Origin of the sequence: Halobacillus andaensis (assembly GCF_014636475.1) — a bacterium.
GTDB classification, from domain to species: Bacteria; Bacillota; Bacilli; order Bacillales; family Halobacillaceae; genus Halobacillus_A; species Halobacillus_A andaensis.
This window is the reverse complement of sequence record NZ_BMEL01000001.1, coordinates 92,514-118,221: the sequence shown is the minus strand read 5'-3', so window position 1 is coordinate 118,221 and position 25,708 is coordinate 92,514. Positions and strand designations below refer to the sequence as shown.

Annotated in this window: 26 protein-coding genes and 2 other annotated features; of the genes, 4 read left to right on the top strand and 22 right to left on the bottom strand. The window is 39.5% G+C overall.

Annotated elements, in window-relative coordinates; genetic code table 11:
* Positions 1–9: 9 nt before the first annotated feature.
* The 7 genes from fadR to zapA all read right to left on the bottom strand — a co-directional run bounded on the left by fadR (position 10) and on the right by zapA (position 8,173).
* Positions 10–597: a fatty acid metabolism transcriptional regulator FadR gene (gene fadR / locus IEV27_RS00585; RefSeq protein WP_188375522.1), complete on the bottom strand. Its 588-nt coding sequence runs from the start codon at positions 595–597 to the stop codon at positions 10–12.
* 85 nt (positions 598–682) lie between these two features.
* Complete coding sequence (locus tag IEV27_RS00580) at positions 683–2,392, bottom strand: long-chain-fatty-acid--CoA ligase (protein ID WP_188375521.1); 1,710 nt, start codon at positions 2,390–2,392, stop codon at positions 683–685.
* Positions 2,393–2,749: 357 nt separating this feature from the next.
* Positions 2,750–3,157: a DUF350 domain-containing protein gene (locus IEV27_RS00575; RefSeq protein ID WP_188375520.1), complete on the bottom strand. Its 408-nt coding sequence runs from the start codon at positions 3,155–3,157 to the stop codon at positions 2,750–2,752.
* A 20-nt stretch (positions 3,158–3,177) separates the two neighbouring features.
* Positions 3,178–5,523 (bottom strand): endonuclease MutS2, encoded by a 2,346-nt coding sequence (locus tag IEV27_RS00570; RefSeq protein WP_188375519.1) that lies wholly within the window; start codon positions 5,521–5,523, stop codon positions 3,178–3,180.
* A 17-nt stretch (positions 5,524–5,540) separates the two neighbouring features.
* Positions 5,541–7,256, bottom strand: a complete 1,716-nt coding sequence (polX, locus tag IEV27_RS00565) for a DNA polymerase/3'-5' exonuclease PolX (RefSeq protein WP_188375518.1) — start codon at positions 7,254–7,256, stop codon at positions 5,541–5,543.
* An 82-nt stretch (positions 7,257–7,338) separates the two neighbouring features.
* A complete protein-coding gene (locus IEV27_RS00560) occupies positions 7,339–7,887 on the bottom strand; it encodes a CvpA family protein (RefSeq protein WP_188375517.1) in 549 nt (182 codons plus the stop codon).
* A 1-nt stretch (position 7,888) separates the two neighbouring features.
* Positions 7,889–8,173: a cell division protein ZapA gene (gene zapA / locus IEV27_RS00555; protein WP_188375516.1), complete on the bottom strand. Its 285-nt coding sequence runs from the start codon at positions 8,171–8,173 to the stop codon at positions 7,889–7,891.
* A 135-nt stretch (positions 8,174–8,308) separates the two neighbouring features.
* Between zapA and rnhC the strand changes: the two genes are divergently transcribed.
* Positions 8,309–9,241: a ribonuclease HIII gene (gene rnhC / locus IEV27_RS00550; protein WP_188375515.1), complete on the top strand. Its 933-nt coding sequence runs from the start codon at positions 8,309–8,311 to the stop codon at positions 9,239–9,241.
* 383 nt (positions 9,242–9,624) lie between these two features.
* Here rnhC and pheT read toward each other — a convergent pair whose 3' ends face one another.
* The 3 genes from pheT to IEV27_RS00535 form a co-directional block, all read right to left on the bottom strand.
* The gene (pheT, locus tag IEV27_RS00545; RefSeq protein ID WP_188375514.1) at positions 9,625–12,051 is read right to left on the bottom strand and encodes a phenylalanine--tRNA ligase subunit beta; all 2,427 of its coding nucleotides are present in this window, start codon (positions 12,049–12,051) and stop codon (positions 9,625–9,627) included.
* A gap of 12 nt (positions 12,052–12,063) precedes the next feature.
* Positions 12,064–13,098 carry a phenylalanine--tRNA ligase subunit alpha gene (gene pheS / locus IEV27_RS00540; RefSeq protein WP_188375513.1) on the bottom strand — a complete coding sequence of 345 codons (1,035 nt, stop codon included), beginning with the start codon at positions 13,096–13,098 and terminating at the stop codon, positions 12,064–12,066.
* 45 nt (positions 13,099–13,143) lie between these two features.
* Positions 13,144–13,364, bottom strand: a binding site (T-box leader).
* Between the two features lie 49 nt (positions 13,365–13,413).
* Positions 13,414–14,148 (bottom strand): TrmH family RNA methyltransferase, encoded by a 735-nt coding sequence (locus tag IEV27_RS00535; RefSeq protein ID WP_188375512.1) that lies wholly within the window; start codon positions 14,146–14,148, stop codon positions 13,414–13,416.
* Between the two features lie 95 nt (positions 14,149–14,243).
* On the opposite strand from IEV27_RS00535, the gene sspI reads away from it, so the two are divergent.
* Complete coding sequence (gene sspI / locus IEV27_RS00530) at positions 14,244–14,453, top strand: small acid-soluble spore protein SspI (RefSeq protein WP_188375511.1); 210 nt, start codon at positions 14,244–14,246, stop codon at positions 14,451–14,453.
* Between the two features lie 35 nt (positions 14,454–14,488).
* On the opposite strand, the gene IEV27_RS00525 is transcribed toward sspI, so the two are convergent.
* Together IEV27_RS00525 and IEV27_RS00520 are read right to left on the bottom strand one after the other, a co-directional pair.
* Entirely contained in the window at positions 14,489–15,574 is a 1,086-nt protein-coding gene (locus IEV27_RS00525; protein WP_188375510.1) for a M42 family metallopeptidase, read from the bottom strand.
* Positions 15,575–15,652: 78 nt separating this feature from the next.
* Positions 15,653–16,138 (bottom strand): dUTP diphosphatase, encoded by a 486-nt coding sequence (locus tag IEV27_RS00520; RefSeq protein WP_308808292.1) that lies wholly within the window; start codon positions 16,136–16,138, stop codon positions 15,653–15,655.
* Positions 16,139–16,245: 107 nt separating this feature from the next.
* Here IEV27_RS00520 and IEV27_RS00515 point away from each other — a divergent pair, with 107 nt between their 5' ends.
* Positions 16,246–16,653, top strand: coding sequence for a sigma-w pathway protein ysdB (locus IEV27_RS00515; RefSeq protein ID WP_308808291.1), 408 nt, complete (start codon positions 16,246–16,248; stop codon positions 16,651–16,653).
* Positions 16,654–16,674: 21 nt separating this feature from the next.
* Here IEV27_RS00515 and IEV27_RS00510 read toward each other — a convergent pair whose 3' ends face one another.
* The 5 genes from IEV27_RS00510 to infC all read right to left on the bottom strand — a co-directional run bounded on the left by IEV27_RS00510 (position 16,675) and on the right by infC (position 18,750).
* Entirely contained in the window at positions 16,675–17,244 is a 570-nt protein-coding gene (locus tag IEV27_RS00510; RefSeq protein WP_188375509.1) for a TVP38/TMEM64 family protein, read from the bottom strand.
* Positions 17,245–17,288: 44 nt separating this feature from the next.
* Positions 17,289–17,561: a DUF1294 domain-containing protein gene (locus IEV27_RS00505; protein WP_188375508.1), complete on the bottom strand. Its 273-nt coding sequence runs from the start codon at positions 17,559–17,561 to the stop codon at positions 17,289–17,291.
* A 67-nt stretch (positions 17,562–17,628) separates the two neighbouring features.
* Positions 17,629–17,985 (bottom strand): 50S ribosomal protein L20, encoded by a 357-nt coding sequence (rplT, locus tag IEV27_RS00500; RefSeq protein ID WP_188375507.1) that lies wholly within the window; start codon positions 17,983–17,985, stop codon positions 17,629–17,631.
* A gap of 35 nt (positions 17,986–18,020) precedes the next feature.
* Positions 18,021–18,218 (bottom strand): 50S ribosomal protein L35, encoded by a 198-nt coding sequence (gene rpmI, locus IEV27_RS00495; protein ID WP_101844577.1) that lies wholly within the window; start codon positions 18,216–18,218, stop codon positions 18,021–18,023.
* A gap of 28 nt (positions 18,219–18,246) precedes the next feature.
* Positions 18,247–18,750 carry a translation initiation factor IF-3 gene (infC, locus tag IEV27_RS00490; protein WP_188375506.1) on the bottom strand — a complete coding sequence of 168 codons (504 nt, stop codon included), beginning with the start codon at positions 18,748–18,750 and terminating at the stop codon, positions 18,247–18,249.
* Positions 18,751–18,831: 81 nt separating this feature from the next.
* Positions 18,832–18,956 (bottom strand) — a sequence feature (ribosomal protein L20 leader region).
* A 145-nt stretch (positions 18,957–19,101) separates the two neighbouring features.
* Between infC and IEV27_RS00485 the strand changes: the two genes are divergently transcribed.
* Positions 19,102–19,461: a hypothetical protein gene (locus IEV27_RS00485; protein WP_188375505.1), complete on the top strand. Its 360-nt coding sequence runs from the start codon at positions 19,102–19,104 to the stop codon at positions 19,459–19,461.
* A gap of 178 nt (positions 19,462–19,639) precedes the next feature.
* Here the strand turns inward: IEV27_RS00485 and thrS are convergent, their stop codons facing one another.
* The 5 genes from thrS to nrdR form a co-directional block, all read right to left on the bottom strand.
* Positions 19,640–21,586, bottom strand: coding sequence for a threonine--tRNA ligase (gene thrS, locus IEV27_RS00480; protein ID WP_188375504.1), 1,947 nt, complete (start codon positions 21,584–21,586; stop codon positions 19,640–19,642).
* 333 nt (positions 21,587–21,919) lie between these two features.
* Positions 21,920–22,735, bottom strand: a complete 816-nt coding sequence (gene ytxC, locus IEV27_RS00475; RefSeq protein WP_229734891.1) for a sporulation protein YtxC — start codon at positions 22,733–22,735, stop codon at positions 21,920–21,922.
* 128 nt (positions 22,736–22,863) lie between these two features.
* On the bottom strand, positions 22,864–23,796 hold the full coding sequence (dnaI, locus tag IEV27_RS00470) for a primosomal protein DnaI (protein ID WP_188375502.1): 933 nt from the start codon (positions 23,794–23,796) through the stop codon (positions 22,864–22,866).
* A gap of 15 nt (positions 23,797–23,811) precedes the next feature.
* Entirely contained in the window at positions 23,812–25,167 is a 1,356-nt protein-coding gene (locus IEV27_RS00465; RefSeq protein ID WP_188375501.1) for a replication initiation and membrane attachment family protein, read from the bottom strand.
* 62 nt (positions 25,168–25,229) lie between these two features.
* Positions 25,230–25,694 carry a transcriptional regulator NrdR gene (gene nrdR / locus IEV27_RS00460; RefSeq protein ID WP_188375500.1) on the bottom strand — a complete coding sequence of 155 codons (465 nt, stop codon included), beginning with the start codon at positions 25,692–25,694 and terminating at the stop codon, positions 25,230–25,232.
* Between the last annotated feature and the right edge of the window lie 14 nt (positions 25,695–25,708).

The window sequence follows — 25,708 nt, the reverse complement described above, 5'->3', positions numbered from 1 at the left end:
TCTCCTTCGTCATTTTGGTTCGGCCAGGCCATAGACAATTAAGCTATGGACGTCTTTCGCTTGGTCTTCTAAGTTATATTTCTGTTCCTTCATTACCCAATTTGTTACGGCTTCATCCATCATTCCAAAGATAAGCTGACGAACGAGCCTGCGGTTCAGGTTATTTCGAAACAGTTTCTCTTGAATCCCCTCATCCACGATGTGATCTATAACAGCTAAGTAACGTTTTAACACATTATTAATCTTATAACGGAGCTCCTTGTTGGATTGCCTAAGCTCGAGCTGTGTTACAATAGCCAAATGATGATCAGCAGCCAACTGTTTAAAATGAGTTTCAACTAAAGTCAATAACTTCTCTTCAGCTGACTGCTTGGATGTGGTTTCATGTTCAATCTTCTCTATGAACTGGCCCATTTTGTCTTGAAATAGTGAAACTAAAATATCTTCTTTATTTTTGAAATACAAGTAAATGGTTCCATCCGCCACTCCTGCTTTTTTAGCGATTTTAGATACTTGCGAGGAGTGATATCCATTTTCAGCAATAACTACAACCGCTGCATCGATAATTTGTTTGTACTTAGGTTTGTTTTTATTCATGTAATCCCCTGCCTTAACGAAAATGAATGAATGGTCATTCACTTATTATATTACATTCCAAAAATAGTTCTGTCAATAAAGAAAACTAGGAACTCTGCAGCGGTTCAGAATCCTCCATTTTCTTTTTTTCTTCTTCCACCAAAGTCCTTCTTAAGATTTTACCTACGGCTGTTTTCGGCAGTTCGTCACGGAATTCATAGATTCTAGGCACTTTAAAAGCAGCCATGTTATTTCTACAAAACTCATTTAGCTCTTCTTCAGTAACGGTTTTACCTGGTTTTTTAACGATAAATGCTTTCACCGTTTCCCCTCTATATGGGTCCGGTACACCGATAATGACAGCTTCTTGAACGGCTTCATGCTCATATAGGACTTCTTCTACTTCACGAGGATAAATGTTAAATCCTCCTGCAATAATCATATCTTTTTTACGGTCGACCACGTAGAAATATCCATCATCGCTCATATACCCCATATCACCTGTACGGAACCAGCCATCTTCACTTAACACTTGATCCGTTTCTTCTTTCTTCTTCCAGTAACCTTTCATAACTTGTGGACCTTTTACTGCGATTTCTCCAATTTCTCCGTGATCAGCCTCTTCATCTGCTTCCATTTTAAAAATTTTCGCATCGGTATCCGGCCAAGGTACACCAATGCTGCCACTCACTCGATTCGTCCAAATAAAGTTGGAGTGTGTAACTGGAGATGTCTCCGTTAAACCGTAGCCTTCTACTAACTTCCCACCGGTTACCTCTTCAAATCTCTCCTGAACTTCTACAGGAAGAGGAGCAGACCCACTTAGACAAGCTTCAATAGATGACAGGTCATACTTCTTTAGATCCGGATGATTCAAAAGAGCTATATAAATGGTTGGGGCTCCTGGAAATAAAGTTGGCTTCTGTTTATTAATTACTTTAAGCACATCTTCAGGTTCAAACTTAGGCATTAGAATCATCTTATTCCCCATCATCACAGATAGATTCATGACAGAAGTCATTCCATACACATGGAAAAATGGCAAAATCGCTAATACCGATTCTTCTCCCGGTTCACATTTGTAGAGCCACTTCATGGACATTTGAGTATTAGCAACAAGGTTATAGTGAGTCAGCATGACCCCTTTAGGAAACCCAGTTGTACCTCCAGTGTATTGTAATAAAGCTAAATCTTCTTTAGCATTAATGTCTACTGGCGATACTTGACCACTGCTTTCGTTTAACATGTGGTGCCACAAATGCGTGTCTGTCGTTTGTTCAGGCTTCACTAACATTTGGTATTGCCGACGTTGGATAAAAGGGTAAATCTTATTTTTTGGAAAAGGCAAATAATCTTTTATCCCGGTTACAATTACATGATCAAGCTCTGTGTTCGCTTTTACATTAGCCACTTTCGGGTAAAGAACGTCTAAACATACGATCATGTTAGCTCCTGAGTCTTTAAGCTGATATTCCAACTCTCTTTCCATATAAAGAGGATTTGTTTGAACGACGATTCCGCCTGCCATCAGAATAGCATAATAAGCGATGACTGACTGCGGACAGTTTGGCAGCATAATCGAAACGCGATCGCCTTTCTCAAGACCTAGCTTTTGCAAATAGCTTGCGAACGCTTTAGTATCTTCATAAACATCATTGTAGGTTAATTCTTTCCCTAAAAAATAAAGCGCTTTCTTTTCTCCGTAATTTTTAGCACTCTCTTCTAAATACTGGTGCAGCGGCTTCTCATCATACGTCATGCTAGTAGGAATCTCAGGTGGGTAATGCACATGCCATGGACGTGTTCCAATTGTCATTTTACTTCCCTCCCACTGTATTGTACCTTCATTATAACGATATATCTCAAAAATTTGAAATATTATTTAAATTATTGTAAATATTGAGAATTAAATTTAATTTTTTTGGTTCTGTTCATTACATACAGGGAAATGGACGAGTCGAGACCCTGCATCGCGTACTTCGCAAAAAGGGTTGCCCGTGGGTCCGCTAACAAGGAGTGAATTCCGAAACCATTAATAGAAACATCACCAGCGAAAAAAAGCTTTCCTGTAACAGGAAAGCTTAAACAATCACCATATAAATAACCCCAATAATGATAAAAAGGGCTGCCACTACCATTAAAACCTTTGCTAAAGTCTCCAACATCAGCCTCCTCACATAATATTGGCTCCGATTACAAATGACAATCCGACAGAGATAATCAGAGAAATAAAGCCTACCGCACGGTTATCTGCTGCGATCTCTTCATCAATTTTAAAAGAAGGAGTAAGAAATTCAAAGATAAAATAACCAATTACTAATAAAACAAATCCATAGATCCCCCATCCCATGGTTTGGAACAAGGTATCATTGTGTTCAATGGAATATCTAAAAATATTAGCAATCCCGAATATTTTTCCTCCCGTTGCCATAGCGACGGCAACGTTTCCTGATTTAATTTCATTCCAATTGTTATAAGAGGTCACGATTTCGAAGATAGCCATGAAGACGATTAAACATAAAACCACTACACTATAGCTTGCGGCGGTTTCAACATAAGTGTTTTCCCAAAACCCCGTCATCTAACTCCCCCTGTACATTATCACTTAAGTTCTAGTACCGTTACTCCGCTTCCGCCCTCATTCATTCCACCGAAACGATAAGAGGATATAGAACGATGTTTCTTAGCGTAATTTTGAACGGCCGTTCGTAAAGCGCCTGTACCTTTACCATGAATGATAGAGACGGTTGGATATCCAGCTAATAAAGCGTCATCTACATACTTTTCAAGTTTTTTCAATGCATCCTCATACCGTTCTCCGCGTAAGTCAAGCTCCGGCTTAACGTGATGGCTCTTTCCTCTTACTGTGGCCATTGGTTTTTCTTTTGTCGGCTGCTTTGTCTTTATAAACTCGATATCTTTTCTTTTGGCTTTTACTTTCATCACGCCTACTTGTACTTGATATTCATTTGATCCTGTTTGATCCACAATCGTACCTTGTTGATTGAGAGTAAGCAATTTCACTTCATCTCCTGCTTTTAACTCCCTTTGAGGTTGATTAGAGGATGGTGTGTTGTTTTTCTGCTTACTCGCTAAGTTAGGCTGAGCTTCATCAAGCATTTTTCGAGCTTCAATCCATTCGTGCTCTTTTAGCTCCGCACTATTTTTCATATTGCGAATTTCATTAACAATTTCTTCCGCTTCTTCTCTTGCCTTACGAATCGCTTTCTCTGCTTTTTCTTCAGCTTTTTTGTATAATTTCTCTTTTTGCTCTTCAAATTGCCGCCACTGCTCCTGCAAATCTTGATGAAGCTGCTCTGCTTCCTGTCTCTTAAGATCAGCTTGTTCATAATCTTTTTCTGCTTCTCTTGTTGAAGCTTCTAAAGAAGCAATCATATTTTCAACACTTTGGGAATCGACTCCAACATGCTGCTTCGCTGTTTCAATAATGTTCTCCTCTAGTCCTAACCGTCTTGAAATTTCAAAAGCATTACTTCTGCCAGGTACTCCAATTAGCAGGCGATACGTAGGCTTTAATGTTTGAATATCAAACTCTACAGAGGCATTGACCACACCTTTTCGATTATACCCATAAGCTTTTAATTCAGGATAGTGTGTTGTAGCAATGACACGAGCGTCTCGTCTGACCACTTCATCTAAAATAGACATCGCTAACGCAGCGCCTTCTTGAGGGTCAGTGCCGGCTCCTAGTTCATCAAAAAGTACTAACGTACGATTGTTTACTTGTTTTAATATCTCAACAATGTTCGTCATATGAGAAGAGAACGTTGATAAGCTTTGCTCAATCGATTGTTCATCCCCTATATCAGCAAAAACTTGTTCAAATACGGCAAGTTCCCCCCCGTCCATGGCGGGTACTTGAAGTCCTGACTGAGCCATAAGAGTAAAAAGCCCTAAAAGTTTTAAGGTGACCGTTTTTCCGCCTGTATTCGGTCCCGTAATTACAATCGAAGTAAATTCGTCTCCAATCTCAATATCGTTAGGAACAACCTCTTCTGGAGGAATAAGCGGATGACGCGCTTGTTTTATATTCACTCGTCCTTCGTCATTCATTGTTGGCATAGAAGCTTTCATTGAGGCACCGAGCTTAGCTCTAGCGAACATGAAATCTACATGACCTAATCGATCTACGTTATTGTAGAGTGCACTTTGCTCTTCAGCAATTGCCTGCGATAATTGGGACAGAATTCTCTCTACTTCCTGCTTTTCTTCCACACGAGCCTGCTGTAATTGGTTATTTACTTCCACTACGGCTTGAGGCTCAATAAATAGTGTGGCACCTGAGGCTGATTGATCGTGTACGATCCCACCAATTGATCCGCGGTACTCTTGTTTTACAGGAAGAACGTAGCGATCATTTCGAATGGTAACAATGGCATCAGAGAGCATTTTGGATTTTGACTTTGTATAGGAGTCTAACTTATCACGAACACGGCTTTCAGAAGTACGGATTTTAGAACGGATGGTGCGTAGTTTATCTGAAGCTCCATCCATTACTGAACCGTGATCATCAATACAGCTTTTAATTTTACGTTCTAGTTCAGATAAAGGAAGTAACCCTTCCACTAAATCTCTTAGAATCGGCATTTCCGGTTCTTCCATATCTTCAATAAACCGTTTTAATTGGCGTCCCCCATAAATCGTGCTTGCTATATCCAAACATTCTAGGGCGCTCAAAATACCGCCAATCATTGTCCGTTTAATACTGGGTTTAATATCAAAAATACCACCTAATGGTATATGTCCTTTTAAACGAAGCACCTGGGCTGCTTCATCCGTTTCATTTTGCAGCTTTACAACTTCCTCTAAATGAACCGATGGCTTTAACGATACTGCTTGCTCTTTACCTAAAGAAGAAGCGGTGTGATTTGTTAATTGAGAAATAATCTTATTGTATTCTAAAACATCAAGGATACGTTCATTCATATCGGTATCTCCTTTTACTAACTGAGTCCAAGCCTCTTCATTAATTGCTTCGTCGTCATTGTATTTATCACTGATTCCTTCTTCAGCCACCCTTTACGGGCTGTACCGACCCCGATCTCCATATGTTCAAGCATCGGATAACTATGGGCATCTGTGTTAATTGCGATTTCGACCCCTTCTTCTTGAGCAGCCCTCACCCAGTTAGAATTTAAATCTAATCGATTGGGATTCGCATTGAGCTCAAGAATAGTCCCCGTCTCTTTAGCTTCTTTAATTAACGCTTCAACATCCACTCGATAACCTTCCCTGCGTCCAATTAATCGACCTGTGGGATGAGCAATCATATTTACATGTGGATTTTCTAATGCGTTTCTTAATCTCTTCATAATTAAGTTTTCTGGCTGGCTGAAGCTAGAGTGAATGGACCCAATAACGAAGTCCATTTCTTTAAGAAAATCATCATTAAAGTCAAGAGACCCATCAGGTAAAATATCCATTTCAATTCCACAAAAAATGTGAAAATCATTCATTTCTTCATTAATCTTTTCGATTTCTTCTCTTTGCATACGCAGACGTTTTTCATCTAACCCGTTAGCAACACGTAAATACTTAGAGTGATCCGTAATGGCTATATAATCATAACCTTTTTCTTTACTTTGCTGAGCCATTTCTTTTATAGATTGAGCCCCATCACTCCACGTTGAGTGCATATGAAGATCACCACGAATATCCTCTAGTTCTAGCAAGGAAACCTTCTCCTGATAAGCTTCTACCTCGCCCGTATTTTCACGAACTTCAGGAGGAATGTAATTCAAGCCAAAATGGTTAAAAAACTCTTTTTCAGACTTGAACGTAATGACTTCACCTGTGTCAGAGTTTTCTACTCCATATTCACTAATTTTTTCATTTTTTTCTTTAGCTAATTGCCTCATGGCCACATTGTGATCTTTTGACCCCGTAAAATGGTGAAGTGTGGTTGGGAATTCGTGAGGAGCTACAATTCTAAAATCCACCCCTATATCATAACCTTCATGAACTACAACAGACACTTTTGTCTCACCTGAAGCTATCACTTCTGTGATTTCTGAAAAACTTAACAATTCGTCTCTAGTGGCTGGCGCATCATTAGAAGCAATGATAAAATCCAAGTCTTTAATGGTTTCTTTCATCCTTCTTACACTACCCGCTTGAGAAAAGGTAACCGGTGTTTCAAGTCCGGCTAAGAAAGATTCGATTTTTTCTGCGATCGTCAGCATCCTCGCAATAGGAAGTCGTTCTGGTCTAGAACCAGCTTCTTCGAGGGACTTTAGCATTTTTTCTGCTGATTTTCTTCCGAAACCCTCAAGTTCTTCAACTTTACCAGCCTCAAGTGCTGACTTTAAAGATTCAGCATCTGTCACACCAAGCTGTTGATAGAGCTTAGCAAGCTTTTTGCCTCCAAGTCCTGGTAAATCTAATAAAGGTACTAATCCAGCAGGAACTTCAGCTTCTAATTGACGCAGTGTTTCCGACTCCCCATTTTGTACATATTCATCAATGACAGAAGCTGTCCCTTTCCCAATGCCTTTCATTTTCGTAAAGTCTTCGATTTCACTTAAAGAATGATCATCTCTTTCTAATGCCTGTGCTGCTTTGCGATAAGCAGATATTTTAAAAGGATTCTCACCCTTAAGTTCTAAATAAACAGCGATTTTTTCCAATAGTTGAATGACCTGTTTTTTATTAACTGACATGACTTTGTCATCCTCTCTAAATTCATCTAAATCATACAAGAAAGGACCGCTATACGTATAGCGGCCCTTTTTTACAATTTCGTTAGAACATACTTGCCACTTGTTCTATCCATAGATTTTTCAACTGAGCAGACAGTACAGGGGTATGTTCAATAATCAACTGAGCTAAAAACGAACCGTCAATTGCATTTTGTATCCCAGTGACTGGAACAAGAGCAGTGATGTATAACAAAATAAACACAATAACATAACGCTCTACAAATCCCAGGATCGCTCCTAATAAGTTATTTATTGAATTCAATATAGGAAGTTCTGATACAAAATCAAGCATAGACGCTACGATTGAGAGTACAATTTTAACACCAAAAAATATAATAGCAAAAGCGATGGCATTATAAAATCCGGCTTCAAGCGGTAAATTGTCCAAAAAGACTGCCCATGAACTGTCTTGTGGAAGCTCAGGGTAAGGGATCCATAGCACCAATTTAGGGGCCAGGTCATCATAATATAGCACCCCTACAACAAATGCGACAACAAATCCAATCAGGTGAAATAGCTGTAATATAAAACCACGTTTAAAACCTGTAAAAATACCTAGTAGTAAAATAATAATAATAAGTAAATCAATCATGTTAACTTTCTTCCTTTTCCTCTAGCTTCTCGATGTAATTCATTAATTCAGTACATTCTTCTTTAAGTTTTATGTACTCATTCATTGTATTCACTGCTGTTAAAACGGCTAGTTTTGATGTATCCAAAGTTGGGTTAGCTTCATGGATTTCTCGCATCTTCTGATCGACAAGGTTAGATACCATGCGGATATGGTGTGATTCTTCTTTGCCTATTACTGTGTATGAGCGATTATAGATTTCAACGGTAATTCGTTTACGTTCTTGATCTGATTGGGACACATCCATACCCCCTTGATTCTAATATCCTACGCTTAATAGTAACACGAAGCTATTCAATTAGGAAACCAATAAGATTCATTTCCTGAGTCATGCAATCATTTGCTATACTTAAGGAAGAATTCTATAGGGAAGGGACTCATTATGCCACAAGTTGTACTTAAATTACCAAAGAACAAGTTAGCGGAATTAAAAAAACATTATCACACTTCTTTAAAAAGCAGTACCCCAACTCATGCTGCGTTTGCAGCCAAGACACCAAATTGTACAATAACTGCCTATACCTCAGGGAAAGTTCTCTTTCAAGGACAAAATCCTGAAGCAGAAGCAAATAAATGGGGCGATTCAAATACTCCAAAAGGTAAAAAAACAATGCCTAAAAAGCAACATCGCTTCCATCCCCCCGAGAGCCTATTCACAAGTTCTCACATAGGCTCAGACGAAGCAGGTACGGGTGATTTCTTCGGACCTATTACTGTGGCCGCGGCTTATGTTAAAGATCACCAAATAGGACAACTAAAAGCGATCGGTGTTAAAGACTCCAAACACTTATCAGATGATCAAATTACTCATATTGCAAAACAAATCGTTAAAATGAAAGTTCCTTATACTTTAATGAGACTTCATAATACCAAATACAATCAATGGCAGGAAAAAGGGTGGTCGCAAGGGAAGATGAAAACGATCCTCCACCACCAAGCTATTGAAAAACTGCTAGAAAAAATAAAACCAGAACATCCTGAAGGAATATTAATCGACCAATTTTCTCAACCAGATGTTTATCAAAAGCACCTTCGCTCAGAGAAAAAAGAACTACAACCAAATGTGTACTTTATGACGAAAGCGGAAAGTTCCTCCATTGCTGTTGCCGTTGGCTCCATTATTGCCAGATCAAGTTTTGTGAAAGCCATGAAACAGATGGAAATGGATACAGGACTTCCAATTCCAAAAGGGGCTTCCCCTATTGTCGATAAAGCAGCTGCTAAAGTGATTGAAGTATATGGAGAAGAGAAGCTCCGTGAATTAGCAAAAGTTCATTTTGCTAATAAAGAAAAAGCAAAAAATTTACTCAAATGAAAAAGCGGGTAGAGAAACCTCTTTTTTTCTACAAGCTTTTTTCTTGCCTCCAGGAGCACAGACCATTCCCTTTCCGCGGACGAACGCCCGAGCCTCATCGTGAAACTCACACTGCGGGGTCTCGGATCCGCCATTTTCCGCAGGAGTGTCACGGTCTGTGCTCCTTCAATCTAGCTTATAGTCGAATAAGACTCTCTCATCTAGCTCACCCTGGCTAAATGGAGGGCAATATTTTCCACATTTTTACATACAACGTTATCAACGCCTGTTCCTTGACTTTTTCTTTTCTGAAAAGCTTGAATTTCAGGAAGGAATAACGCCCAAAAAATAAGGCTGTCGAGAACTTTCTCGACAGCCTTAAGCGGGCTTTCTCCCGCTTTTTATTATCCTCTTAATTCAGCATTATGAGTTTCCTTAACTGCATTTAAAATTTGTTCATGAGCCGCTTCGACTTCTTCATCTTTAAGTGTACGTTCTGGATCAAGGTATAACAAACGGTAAGCTAATGATTTCTTGCCTTCTTGCAAATGTTCCCCTTGATACACATCAAACACACGTACTTGCTTTACTAATGGAGCACCTGCTTCATATATTGTACTTTCAATATGGCCTGCTGGAACCTCTTCGTCAACTACCAGGGCGATATCACGATTTACACTAGGGAAGCGAGGGATCGTTTCAAACGCTTCTTCTTTTTGATAGAGCTCGATTAGTTTTTCAGCATTTATATCAAAAACATAGGTATCCTTTAATCCCCATTCTTTTTGAAGTTTAGGATGAACCTGACCTAAGAATCCAATGTTCTCATTGTTCCTTTTAATAAGAGCGGTTCTACCAGGATGCATTCCATCTACTTTAGCTTTAACAAATTCAACATCAATGTTTAACCACTGGACCAGCCCTTCTACAATCCCTTTGACTACAAAGAAGTCTGCCTCTTTCTTTTCTTGCTGCCAAGGATGAGACATCCATTCCCCTGTAAGGGCTCCAGCTGCTCTCAGCATTTCATGCGGTTGTTTTGTAACTTTTTCTTCTTCACTAAGGAATACAGTTCCTACTTCATAATAAGCAACATTATGCTGTTTACGAGCGATGTTATAACTAATGGACTGGAGCAATTCTGGCAAAATGCTTAACCGTAAATGACTATGATCTTCACTCATAGGCATAGCAAGCTTAACTGGTGATTTTGCATTTTGTTTAACTTCTTCACTCACAAGCATTTCAGCTTGCTGTTCGCTTGTTAATGAGTACGTAATGGTCTCGTCTAAGCCCACCCCTTCAAAGTAGGATTTCATGCCTCGTTTCAACTCTTGTTCAAGAGATAAACCGCCAGCTTGAGAAGCACCGCTTGGTAACGTAAACGGAAGATTATCATATCCGTAAATTCGAGCAACCTCTTCTAACATATCTTCAAAACGTTCCACGTCCCCTCTTCTGGTTGGGGCGTACACAGTAAAATCGTCATCATTGTGGTCATAGTGGAACTGTAAACGTTCTAGAATTTGTTGGATTTCTTCATTTGAGATCGTTGTACCTAAACGATCATTAATTCGATTCGAATTCATCTCCACCGCTTTTTCCGTTCGGTCCAGTTGATCAAACTTTGCTACGCCTTCTAATACGGTTGCGCCTGCATATTTTTGTAACAACTCACAGGCACGCACGCCTGCACGTTCTACACGATTTGGGTCCACACCTTTTTCGAATCGTGTACTTGCTTCACTGCGTAAGCCATGATCTTTAGCGGCTTGTCGTACGTTAGCAGGATTAAAATAAGCAGCTTCTAATAAGATCGTTGTTGTATCTTCCTGTACTTCTGAGTCTGCTCCTCCCATTACACCAGCGATCGCATGCGCTGATTCTCCGTTTGTAATCACTAAATGGTCTGGAGTCAGTGTACGTTCTTGATCGTCTAACGTCTTGATCTTCTCTCCATCTTTTGCTCTTCGAGTCACGACCTTGTTGGAGCCAAAACGGTCGTAATCAAACGCATGAAGGGGCTGGCCATATTCCAATAATACATAATTTGTAATATCTACAACGTTATTGATCGGTCTAACACCAGCTGCCGTTAAACGATTTTGCATCCATAACGGAGATTTACCAACGGTCACATCTCGTAAGATAAACGCACCATAATATGGGTTAGCCTGTGGATCATCTACTAGTACTTCTACAACCTCTGAAGCATCTTCATTCGATCTTTCTACTCTTTCTTCAGCTAATTGGTAATCACGATCTAAAGCAGCAGCCACTTCATAGGCTACCCCCGCCATGCTTAAACAATCTGCGCGGTTAGGAGTTAATCCAAGTTCAATAATGATGTCATTAAGATTCAATACAGAAATCGCATCGTCTCCTGTATTAACATCCTCAGGAAAAACGTAAATACCATCCTGGTACTCTTTAGGTACTTCTTTTTCGTCGACCCCTAATTCTTGAAGAGAACAAATCATGCCGTTTGAAACTTCGCCTCTGAGCTTCGTTTTCTTAATTTTAAAATTACCCGGTAAAACGGCACCAGGAGTGGCTACGGCCACTTTTTGACCTTGAGCTATGTTTGGAGCACCACAAATGATTTGTAAAATTCCTTCTCCTACATCAACTTGACATAATGATAATTTATCCGCATTCGGATGCTGCTCACAAGATACTACATGTCCAACCACTACTCCTGTCACGGCTTCAGCTACCGGCTCAACACTTTCTACTTCAATCCCTGTTTTCGTAATAATTTCTGCCAGGTCTTCTGGTTTATAATCACTTACATCAATATAATCATTTAACCAATTTAATGAAACTAACATCGTTATTCCTCCTTACGCCTTATGATATTGCTTTAAGAATCGTTGATCATTGATATAAAAGTTACGGATATCGTCGACACCATATTTCAGCATGGCAATACGCTCTGGACCCATCCCAAAAGCAAAGCCGGAGTACTCTTTCGGATCATATCCAGCCATTTCAAGCACATTCGGGTGAACCATTCCTGCACCAAGTATTTCTATCCAGCCAGTACCTTTGCAGACAGAACAGCCTTCTCCCCCACAAACTTTACAAGATATATCCATTTCTACAGATGGTTCTGTAAAAGGGAAAAAGCTTGGACGCAGACGAATTTCTCGTTCCTCTCCAAACATTTGCTTAGCAAACGTATTAAGTACACCTTTCAAATCACTCATACGAACATGCTTATCTACAAGCAAGCCTTCAATTTGAGTAAATTGGTGAGAGTGTGTAGCATCATCCGTGTCACGTCGGTACACTTTACCAGGACAGATCATTTTAACGGGTTCATTACCGTTTTTCATTCCCATCGTTCTCGCTTGAACAGGAGAAGTATGGGTTCTTAATAGTAGCTCTTCAGTAATGTAAAAGGAATCTTGCATATCACGAGCCGGATGACCTTTTGGTAAGTTTAAAGCTTCAAAATTGTAGTAGTCGGTTTCAACTTCAGGTCCTTCTTTAATTTCAAAACCCATTCCAATAAATAAGTTTTCAATTTCTTCAACAATGCTCGTCAGTAAGTGTGGTCCTCCTACTTGAACCGGACGACCCGGGAGTGTTACGTCTATACTTTCAGCTTCGAGCTGTTCCTCTAAGGCCGCTTCTTCTAAACCGGATTGCTTCTTTTCAATCGCTTGAGCAATTTCTTCTCGCACGTCATTGGCTAGTTGACCAATAACAGGTCTTTCTTCCTTCGATAATTTCCCCATCCCTCTTAATACTTCTGTAATGGGACCTTTCTTTCCCAAATATTCAACGCGAACATCTTTTAAATCCTGTATTTCTTCAGCTTGCTCTACTTTAGTTAACGCTTCAGCTTTTAACTCTTGTAAACGTTCCTTCATGGTACGTTCCTCCTTTATAAAAATAAAAAAAGCCCCATCCCCATAAAAAGGGACGAGACTTGAATAATCGTTTCGCGGTACCACCCTTGTTGACACTATGTGCCCACTTAGATCATTAGATAACGGACTAAAATCCGGAACGCTCATCGGCGTCAGCTCCAGAGTGAAAATTCAATCATTGCCACGTTAGAAATGCTTCCAGTCTAAGGCATTTCTTCCCTAAAACGCTGATGCAATCATTTACTTTGCTCTTTCCTCGCTTTTGTTCTATATAACTGTTGATAATTATAGAGAAAAGACGCTCGTAATGCAACCCTAGGCTTTGAAGTGATACATTAATATAGCAGCCGCAATAGCAACGTTTAGTGATTCCGCTTCACCGTAAATCGGAATATTTACATTTTGATCAACATGGTTCAGTATCTCTTCACGAATGCCTTGTCCTTCATTTCCAACGAGTAAGGCTACATTCGATTGAGTTTCAATATGCTTATATGGTACAGAGTCTTCTAACGTAGCAGCGTATACAGAAACATTGTTTTCTTTTAAATAAGGAATAACTTCTTCTAACTCTGCTTGGATCACGGGTAAGTGAAAGAGCGAGCCTTGGGTTGCTCGAACTACCTTTTCATTAAAGACGTCAACGGAGCCTCTCCCTACAATCACTTGATTAAACCCTGCAGCATCCGCTGTTCGAATAAGCGTTCCCAAGTTTCCTGGATCTTGTACCGAATCAATAAGCAGTGAATAAGGAGCGGGCTCATAAGTAAAATCTTTAAACTCTATAACCGCCGCTACTCCTTGGGGGGTTTGTGTTTCTGCAATTTCATTAAAAACTTGATCACTCACATACGTAACTGGAAGGGCATTCACGGATTCTAATGAAGCTTCTTCCCGAAGAATGATCTCTCTTACCGTCCACTCACTCTTGATCGCTTCTTCAACTAAGTGATGTCCTTCTACTAAAAACAGTCCATTTCTCTCACGGTATTTTCTCTTTTGTAGTTTTTTCCATTCTTTTACTTTTGGATTTGTTAAGGATGTTAACATAAAAGACCTCATTTTCATTTAAGTTCAACCTTATCATACATAGGCTTATCATAATTGGTCAAACTAAACGTAAACACAAATGGAGGTAGACACAGATGAACTTAAACTTACGACAAGCCATCCTTTCAAACGTTTCTGGGCATAATGCTGATCAACTCGAAGCAACGATTGATGACGCATTACAAAAAGGAGAAGAAAAGATGCTTCCTGGGTTAGGCGTATTTTTTGAAATGCTTTGGAAAGAATCAGAAGAACAAGATCGTCAAGAAATACTGCAAACGTTAGAGAAAAGTTTGGCAGAATAAAAAAAGCATCCCTCTTTATAGGGATGCTTTTCTCATTAATTAAATGTAATTTCTTTTACTTTTTTATCGTCTAACCCTTTGATGACTTCTACAATTAAACGAACGGCATTTTCAAAATCATCACGGTGAAGCATCGCGGCATGAGAATGAATATAGCGTGTTGCGATTGTAATAGAAAGGGCAGGTACACCGTTATGGCTTAAATGGATGGCACCTGAATCTGTTCCTCCTCCTGCTAATGAATCGAACTGATAAGGAATCGAATGCTCATCCGCCGTATCTACAACATAATCACGTAATCCTTTATGAGAAACCATGGACGCATCATATAAAATAATCTGAGGACCCTCTCCCATTTTGCTTGAAGCATCTCGATCAGAAACGCCTGGTGTGTCACCAGCGATTCCTACATCAACACCAAAAGCAATGTCTGGGTTGATTAAATTAGCAGATGTACGTGCTCCACGTAAACCAACCTCTTCTTGCACGGTCCCGACACCATAAACAATATTAGGATGCTTTTCGCCTTTTAATTGCTTAAGCACTTCAATCGCAATGGCACAGCCGATACGGTTATCCCAAGCTTTAGCTAATAACAATTTTTCATTCTTCATTTGTGTAAATTCAAAATATGGAACAATTGAATCCCCAGGAGTCACACCGAATTCTTTCGCTTCTTCTCGGCTAGATGCTCCAATATCAATAAACATATCTTTAATATCCACTGCTTTCTTGCGCTGGTCAGCAGGAAGGATGTGCGGAGGTTTAGATCCGATAATTCCTGTTAAATCGCCATTTCGAGTCATAATTGTCACTCGCTGAGCTAACATTACCTGACTCCACCAGCCTCCAACAGGCTGAAAATAAATATAGCCATGATCGTCAATACGAGTCACCATGAAACCAACCTCGTCTAAGTGACCAGCTACCATTACTCTTGGGCCTTTTTTATTTCCAGTTTTTTTCGCAACCAGACTTCCTAAATTGTCAGTGTAAACTTCATCCGCAAACGGAGAGATGTAACGTGACATGACTTCTCGCGCTTCACGCTCGTTTCCTGGTATTCCTTTTGCATCAGTAAGTTCTTTCAACATTTGCAACGTTTCATCTTTATTTGCCATATGTAAAAATTACCTCCTTTTTTCTCTACTTTTTATTATATAACTTTAGGCAAAAATAAACAAAATTTATCCAGCCGCTTAATACCCTTGATCCTGTCTTTGAAAGTTAACTTTATTCTTTTCTTCATAGGCTTGCTGCAATTCTTTCTCCGTCATTCCTAATGACTGGCCAAGAATTAAATAGCTTTCAAACATTCGCTGATACGAACGATTATCTTTATGATGTTTAAAACGCTCAATCGAAGTAAATACATCCAAAAAGGCTTCTGTCTTTTCAGGAGTATTGTTAAGTGATCCTGAACGATAGCGAAGATCTAAATCTAAACCTAACGATAAAATGAAATGGAGCCCGTCTACGTACTCCTCTAGAACGACCGACTGATCGCTAGAGGGTTTGGTGCTCCAAAACTTAAAACAGCGTGTTTCGTTCGCTAGTTCACCAACTTCAACGAACAGCGCTAATATCTTATCTTCAATCACTGATGCATCTTCTAAGTTCTGTTTTTTTACAATGTGGGCATCTAATTGAGCCTGGCTGTCATAAAATGCGTCCCAATTCATCATTCATCACTCCTCTTCACTCTTTCTTTATAAATGTATCATTTTTTGAAACTAAAAAGCATGCGAAAACGTACAAGAAGTTATAAATGATTTACAGGGAGACGATTGTAATGGTAATGATCATTTTATTCCGTATCCTCCTGCTTATAGCCTTTGCGGTAATTCTATATACTGCTTTTAAATTTTATACAAACCCTCGAAGGAAATTAGATCAATCTCACCAAAACAATGAATTTTATTTTTGGGATGATCCCGAAAACACAAAACATAATTTCTTAATTACTTACAGAGGAATGATGTTTGAAGGTGAAAAGTATTTAGGAGCGACGGAACATGCATTTGAAGTACTGACCATTCAAGTGTCATCTAAAGAACCCGAAAAACTGCAAGGATTAGAAAGAAACGATCTTTACTTTCTTGAAGAACAGATTTTAATGAAGTATCCTTACGCAAAGATTGAATGGAAATACCCAATTAATCGATTAAACATAAAACCTCTCCCCGAAGACGAGAATTAAGGCCGCTAATTCATAGCGGCCTTAACTCGCTTGAAAAAACTCTTTCCAAACGAAAACTTCAGATTTCCTTCTTACCATATAACAAAATAAAAGCAAAAAACTTGTTAACAGTGCAATTACAGGGATTGAAAACAATGTAATCCATTGACCCATAGAAGTATACACGACGGCCAATGGGATATTGGCAAAGAAAGATGACTTTGCATAGTCTTTAAAGTCTGAGCTTATCTCAATGAGACAATAAGAAAGAAGGTGAAAATGAATAAATGGGATAAGACGAAGGATAGCTACTTGCTTGACGGTGAGCTTTATTCTTCGATTGTTCCATCGCTCATACATCTGTTGAAGCTTTTTAAACCCTGAAGGAACAAGACGAATCATTCGATAAAATAAAAGGCTCGATAACAAAGTGCCTATCACCGAATACGCAGTCCCAGCAACCGGACCAAATAACACACCTCCAGTAATACAAACGAGCATTACTGGTAAAAACAAGAAAGGACGCAGCAAATGAATAAAAATAAATAAAAGGGGTGCCCATATTCCTTGATGCTCAATCCAACTTAGTAGTGCAGATGATGCTTCACTCATGAAGTTCGCACCTCCTACCTACAGCATATGAACAAAAGAAGGATTTAGACCATTACGTACCATAGTAGAACAATGACTTGAATGGCAATAAGGACCGGCATGCCTACCTTAAAACTACGATGCTTTGTTTTATGTCTGAAGATTTCCATTCCTAAATACCCGCCTGCGGCTCCACCGATCCATGCGATCAACCACAGATTTTTTTCACTTATTCTTCTGTTTCTCTTGACCGCCTGACGTTTATCAAACCCCATTAAAATGAATAAAAGAACATTGATGGTTGTGAGATAACTTAAAAACAATAAGGAAAGTTCCATTATCATGACTCCATTTCGATATAAAAAAAAGTCATTTCCTACCGAACGGAAATGACTTTTTCTTTACTTATTTAAGAGCTGACTTTGCTTGTTCTGCAAGACTTGCGAAACCTTTTTCGTCATTAACGGCTAGGTCTGCAAGCATCTTACGGTTCACTTCGATACCAGCAAGCTTAAGACCGTGCATTAGACGGCTGTATGAAATATCATTCATACGAGCTGCAGCGTTAATACGTGCAATCCATAGCTTACGGAAGTCACGTTTTTTCTGACGACGGTCACGATAAGCGTACTGACCTGACTTCATTACTTGTTGTTTTGCTGTTTTAAATAGAGCGTGCTTTGAACCATAATAACCTTTTGCTAGTTTAAGGACACGATTACGACGTTTGCGTGTCACTGTTCCACCTTTTACTCGTGGCATGGGAATTCCCTCCTATATAATTCTATAATTATAGTTTATTTTTTCGGAAGCATGTGCTTAATACGACGGAAGTCTCCGGCAGATACGAACGTAGCTTTACGTAGTTTACGCTTTTGCTTCGTAGATTTATTAGCAAACAAGTGACTAGTGAATGCGTGAGAACGTTTCACCTTTCCGTTACCTGTTTTCTTAAAACGTTTTTGAGAACCTTTGTGGGTTTTCATTTTAGGCATTACAATTTCCTCCTTCAGCTAATTTTGCTTACTTCTCATTAATAGGAGCAAGCATCATAAACATATTACGACCTTCCATTTTAGGCTTGGTCTCAATTGTAGCGATATCTTTACACTCTTCAGCCAGTCGATCAAGAACTTTTTGTCCAAGTTCTTTGTGCGTAATCGCACGACCGCGGAAACGGACAGAAGCTTTCACTTTATCGCCTTTTGTTAAAAATTTACGAGCATTACGCAGCTTCGTGTTGAAGTCATGCTCTTCAATTCCAGGGCTTAAGCGTACTTCTTTAATTTTAATCGTTGTTTGATTTTTACGAGCTTCTTTTTCTTTCTTCTGCTGCTCATAACGATATTTCCCGTAATCCATAATGCGGCAGACCGGAGGCTTCGCATTTGGCGCAACCATAACAAGGTCAAGATTTGCATTTGCTGCAATATCCAGTGCTTCATTCTTAGATTTAACACCTAGCTGTTCGCCGTTTACATCAATGAGGCGTACTTCACGTGCACGAATTTTCTCATTAACATTCATGTTATCTTTGCTAATAACTAGCCACCTCCAACATATTTTAGAAACCTTATATAAGATCCGTCATCGACAAGTAGTTTTGATCCCATAAAAAAAGTGCCGGTACACATAATGCACCCACACGTCTCCTATCAAAGTCAAAGGATAAGTAACCTGCCAACTGCGTTAAGCGTCGATCAGGTGAGAAGCGGGTGCTTCTTCTTGTCTCAGATCCGTTCATTCAGTTACCTAAACTATAATATCATGCTCATTAGCTTGTGTCAATTCTCACTACAATGTCTTTCTTGCTACTTTATAGATAGTAAAGGATCTTTAATAATAAATCAATAGCATAAAAAGAAAAAGCAAAAAGTTATGAACAATTCTCACACAAAAAAGCTTGTAGAAAACGAGGCCACTGAAAAAGTCCTTTCTAATCTAAAAAAGCTGTTAAAGATTGTAGTTGAAGCTCACGAATCGCTTGTCGGTGGATGCTTGCCGCGGGCACGGCCTCAGCTAACTTGGTCAAGAAATTCACTTGACCAAGTGGATCTTCGGCTCGCGCTGTTCCCGCGACGCACCGGACGTGCTAGTGTCGATGTTGGCCACAGGACGTGGCCGGTTTTAATCGACCAGGCGTCACCCCCGAACACTCATCGTAGCATCAACAGAGATCAATTTAAAAACCCCATTCGTATGTTACAAGGTGCGATGGCGATTTTCACAGCTAAGTGAAACGAATCGTTAAACTTAGGAAGGAATAGAAGGCGCAAATCTCTTAAAAGTTAGAAGAAAAGCCGTCTGTGTGGAAATTAAATTCTTCACAGTCCTTTCATGGATCTTCAGTTTTTCAGCGGCTTCTAGAAAAAAGGGTTTTTCTACAAGCTAAAGGCCGTTAATACGGCATTTTTCATTACTTATTTAATAATTTTTGATCGATTTCGTTACGAATTTCTTTGATGAAAGAATCAACAGCTTTTGATTCAGAATTTTGTTGACTGTAACGGCGAACATTCACAGCGCGATCTTCAATTTCACGATCACCAACCACTAAGGCATAAGGAATCTTTTGTGTCTGAGTCTCTCGAATCTTATAGCCAATCTTTTCGTCTCGCTCGTCTACCTCTACGCGGATCCCAGCTTCACGGAGCTCATCTTCAAGTTTCTTAGCATAATCAAGGTGAACATCCGCAGAAACAGGTATAATCCTCGCTTGAACAGGTGCTAACCAAGTAGGGAACGCTCCTTTATACTCTTCAATAAGAAAAGCAACAAATCGTTCCATTGTAGAAACGACTCCACGGTGAATAACTACCGGACGATGGTCTTTTCCGTCCTCGCCTACATATGTTAAATCAAATTTCTCAGGCAAGTGGAAATCTAATTGGACAGTAGAAAGTGTCTCATCTTTCCCTAGCGCTGTTTTCACTTGAACATCGAGCTTAGGCCCATAAAACGCAGCTTCTCCTTCAGCTTCTACATATTCAAGCTCCATATCTTCCATTGTTTCTTTTAACATAGCTTGTGCTTTATCCCACATCTCGTCATTATCCACGTACTTTTCGCTGTCCTCAGGGTCACGATAAGACAAACGGAAGTAATAGTCGTCAATACCGAAATCTCTATATACTTCCTGTACGAGACGAACCACTCGTTTGAATTCATCTTTTAACTGATCTGGACGCGCAAAGATATGAGCGTCATTAAGAGTCATCGCGCGAACACGCTGTAAGCCCGCTAAGGCCCCTGACATTTCATGACGATGCATTGTGCCAAGCTCTGCAATTCTCACAGGAAGGTTACGATAGCTGTAAAATTCATTTTTATATACCATCATGTGATGGGGGCAGTTCATTGGGCGAAGCACTAGATCTTCATTATCCATCTCTAAGGTTGGGAACATATCATCTTTGTAATGGTCCCAGTGTCCACTTGTTTTATAAAGGTCTACACTGCCTAGTACTGGAGTATACACATGGTCATAACCCAGTCTTTCCTCTGTATCTACAATGTAACGTTCAATATTTCGACGAATTGTAGCACCTTTAGGAAGCCATAAAGGCAAACCTTGGCCAACTTTTTGATTCACTGTGAAAAGCCCAAGTTCTTTACCAAGCTTACGATGATCACGTTCTTTAGCTTCTTCCAGCATCTGCAAGTATTCATCCAAATGTGCTTGTTTCTCAAATGCTGTACCATAAATACGTTGAAGCATTTTATTGTCACTGTCGCCACGCCAATAGGCACCTGAAATATTTAGGAGCTTAAATATTTTAATTTTGCTTGTTTGTGGAACGTGGACTCCTCGGCATAAATCAAAAAATTCACCTTGCTTGTAAATAGTAAGCGGCTCTCCTTCAGGAATATCTTCAATAAGCTCTAGCTTCAGCTCATCTCCAACTTCCTTATACTTTTCGATCGCCTCTTCTCTAGTAAGCTCAATTCGCTCGACTTCATGGTTTTCATCAACGATCCGCTGCATTTCTTTTTCGATTTTCGGAAGATCTTCTGGAGTCAGTGAAACATCGAGATCAATATCATAATAAAAACCATTTTCAATGACAGGGCCCACTCCGAGCTTTACCTCTCCATATAGACGTTTAATCGCTTGTGCCATTAAATGAGCTGTAGAATGTCGCAACACTTCTAAACCTTCAGGGTTTTTATACGTTAAGATTTCAATCGCACAGTCTTGCTCAATTGGTCTTCTCAAATCATAAGGCTCTCCATCCAACTTAATCGCCAGAGCCTGTTTACGCAGACCTGGAGAAATTGAATGAGCAATTTCTTCACCGGTCGTTCCCTTATCATACTCTTTCTTATTTCCATCAGGAAATTGTATGTTAATCATTTCTGACATCATTCATCACTCCTTACTTTTTTATAAAATAAAAACGCCCGCCTCTCAGTACATTAAGTACTAAGGGACGAGCGTATTATCTCGTGGTTCCACCCAAAATTTCCCACAACCTTAGTTGTGGCTTCATTCGTCCTTAACGCAGACCAGACGCTGTTTATTACTAGCAGCCGTTCACAAACAGGGCTCCGAGGTGGTAAACAAATAAAGTCGTCAGGAAGGAGCTTTCAGCCGATGACTCCCCTCTCTAATCCAGCGTCACTTTTTGTTCTTGTCCTCATCTAAGCGATCCTAATATTGAATATGTACGTATTATAGCGGGATTCAATAAAGAAATCAAGCTTTGAGAAAAGGAAAAAACGATAAAGGCTTCCAAACGGCCTTTTCCTCAAAAATATTCATGAGAAGTTCAAGTTTCGCTTCTCCTTGCTGGTCAGAATAAATCATGAGCTCTTCAGGAGAATAAATTAAGGCAGGTAGAATTCCTAAGTCTTCCGGCAAGTTTTGAATCATCGGATCGGGGTGAGAGCCTAAATAATTTAAAAGCTCCGCTCTTCCTACTGTATTACCTTCAGGAAAGTAATATTTAATTTCGCTATCATACTTCACATGTAGAAGAGGAACACCACTCGACTTATTTTTGACTCGCCTTCGCCAAGAATCCACCATCATTTGATGAGCTTCTTCTAATTTGTACTCATCTAACAGCTTACCTGTAAAATCTAACAAATCAGAGTAAATGTATTCTAAACAGGAAGCAGACAGTTCATCAAAATCTGAGTAAGCATGTTCAAAGACTTTTCTCTTAACAAAACGTTCTATTTCTTGATCAATAGCAGGCAGCGTTACACCTTCAGGCGGGTCAGCCTTTAGTTTAGTTGACAATCGAATCATCCGCTCAATCTCTTTAGCATCATCATAATAAAAGCGGTGCCGCAGTACACCCTCCATCCAAGCGTTCAGCTTCCTCTTATAAAGGATATCAAGTATTGCTTGTCCGATGTCCGTCATCGAACTAATGCTGTTTTCATTTAGATACACATACCATTTGCTCTTCTCTTCTTTGATTTCTCCTTTAAGTTCACGCCTCGAATATGAATCAAAGAGGATTTGATAAAAGATAAATGCTTCTTTTCGATTGGAAAAATACACACAAGCCAACATCACTTCCCCCTCACCACAACGTGTAAAGCTTTATGATCACACCATTTAAATGGTCTTAAAGCATTTTGTACTTTATACATATGTGACGCGTGAGAAAAACATGCTACTCGCTCGCATTAATCGCGGCGATTTTTACCATCTACTTTTATTAGATCGCTAAGCTGGCGTATTCTTTCTGTAATCCGTTGAGCTTTTACTTGTTCTACATCCCCACGGTTGCTCGTTGTAAAGATTTGTTCAAGTTCTTTCAAATTATAATTAGATGTGAAAAAGACAGGGAGTCTCTCCATCATACGATATTGTAGAATCGAGCCCAGCACTTCATCCCTAAACCAGGCAGACTGAGATTCAGCCCCTATATCATCTAACATGAGTACAGGCGTTGTTTTGAAAGCTTCAATTTTACTATTCATCGAATCATCTTTAATCGAATTCTTCATCTCTCGAACAAATTCCGGCATGTAGATGAGCATGGAGGAAATATTTTTTTCGCTTAGACTATTAGCTATAACACCTAAGAAGTAGGTTTTTCCTACACCGAAGGGACCGTGAAAATATAACCCTTTACTTGGAAGTTCGTCCGTTATCCCTTCCAAGTATTGAACCGTTTTTGCTACAGCTTCGGTACGATCAGTATCACTTAAATCTAGTCTTTCAGAGCTTGCTTCTAGAATTTCTCGAGGCATATGAAGGCTGTTAATCAAAGACTCTTGTTTTCTTTTTTGCTCCAATTTTCTTTCACGAGGACACTTATTGTACATTAATTTCAACTCTGAGCCTACAACAGTTGGTTCAGGTGTATATCCTTCTAAAATATTAATGCACTTCTCACGAGAAGGACATTTTTCACAGTTTTTAGATTGAGACTGAAATTCGTAAAACTTAATTAATTGTCGGTCTACCGCCTCTTCCGTTAAGGCAGGATTTGAGGCAATAAGTTCTTTCACTTCACGATCTTGAAGTACTTGCTGTTTCATTTGGTTAAACCGCTGTTGGAACTGTTTGTGATCTTTCATCCATTTCTGTAATGATTTTTGAATCGGCTCCACTTCGGCCACCTCCTTCTATGCTCCATTTCCTTTTTTAGAAAGCTTGCGAATTCTTTCTTCTAAATCTGAGGTATCATAAGAAGAATGAAGCTTTTCTTGTTTTTGTCTTTTTTCATCTTGCTTTTTAAACCACTCGGGGATAACCTCAGTCTTTTTATTTTGATACTTTCTCTTCGGCTGGTTGCCCCATTGCTGATATTGCTGGTGCTCCGCTTTCGCTAAGTTCATCGCCTGGCGCACAGTAGTAACATTTTTCCTGGCCCAGTGACTGGCTATTTTTTCTAAATACGCTTTAGAAAGCTTCATATCTGTTTTCAATAATACATAATGGACTAATACATTCATTACACCAGGTGTTAAACCTTGCTCCGTCATCACATCCCGTACCATTCTCATGTCTTGACTAGAAGCCTGATTTCCAGTTGAAAGATCCTCTAACAGTTCACGAGGAGAGATTTGTTCCAAAAGTTCAACAAACTGTTCTTCTTTACTGCCCGTATCCTTAGAAGATGGACCCACTTTTTCTCGTTTATTCAAAATTTGTTCATTGTCATCCGCGTGGCTTTTCATAAAATCATGACATGCCGACTTAAATTCCTCTAGATCAAGTTCGTTGTCTTCATTAATTGACCAAGTTAATGCTCTCTCAATCTCAGTAGAACTAAGGTTATACAGAGCACCAAGTTGACTGATCACTTTTTTATTAATCCCTGTGAGAATTTTCCCAGCCGGATACATCCGCTGCTTAAGGGCTTCCTGAAGCCAATTAAAGTCTATTCGCTGCTCAGAAATGACAGGTCCTTGCTGTATGTTTGTGTTAACCTGTTTTACGTCTGCAGAGGGTTTATATGGTTGACCAGTTCCTTTAATTTGATGGTGAAAGACTTCATCAAATGAAACCGTCACTTCCTCATACCCTTCGTACAGACCACTTCTATTGACCATCAATCGTTTCTTCAATTGCTCTAATTTATCTGAACCAATTTCGTGTTGCAGCAGCAAGGATAAAAAGGTATCATCCAGAAATTCTTCTGCAGCCAGAGGCGGGCGCAGCTCATATAAGTAAACCGTATCTTCTTCATCTTTTACAAAAGTCTTTATTAAGCCAATCGCTTCTAACTTTTTCCTTGCTTCGTAAATCTTATCTAACGGGCACGATAAATACGTCATAATTGCGTGATGAGTTTGTACTTGTTTTCTGTCATTCGTTTCCCACTCACTTGTTAAAAATTGATATAGAGAAATAGCTAATACCCCTATAACAGGTTGGTATAAGTGAGTAAGTGACCACTGTTCATGTTTAGGTGTGGTCCCTTTTTTTGTTAACACAAAACCATCAACCGGCAAAAGCTTTCCTATTGAAGATTCCATTTACTACTCGCCCCCTTTTCACGAAATTAAACAGAAGAAAAAGAAAATGAGCCGATCGGGGCTCATCCTTTATCTTCGTGTTTAATTAAATCTTTTAATTCATCGATAAATACGTTAATATCTTTAAACTGCCTATAGACAGAAGCAAACCTCACATATGCGACCTCATCAATCTGCGAGAGTCTCTCCATAATCATTTCCCCAATATCTTTGCTTTGCACCTCAGAAACACCGCGGTTCCTTAACTCTTTTTCTATATCTTGAGTAACACCTTCAAGCTCTTCTACAGCTACTGGGCGCTTTTCACATGCTCGAATAAGCCCGCGCATGAGCTTCTCACGACTAAACTCTTCACGCGTACCTTCTTTTTTCACAACAATCAGCGGTACTTCTTCCACTCGTTCAAATGTTGTGTAGCGAAAGTTACAATTCTCGCACTCTCTTCTACGTCTTATCGCATGCCCGTCCTCAATAGGTCTTGAATCAAGAACTCTAGTGCTTTTGTAGTGGCAATTAGGACACTTCAAAAAAATCAACTCCA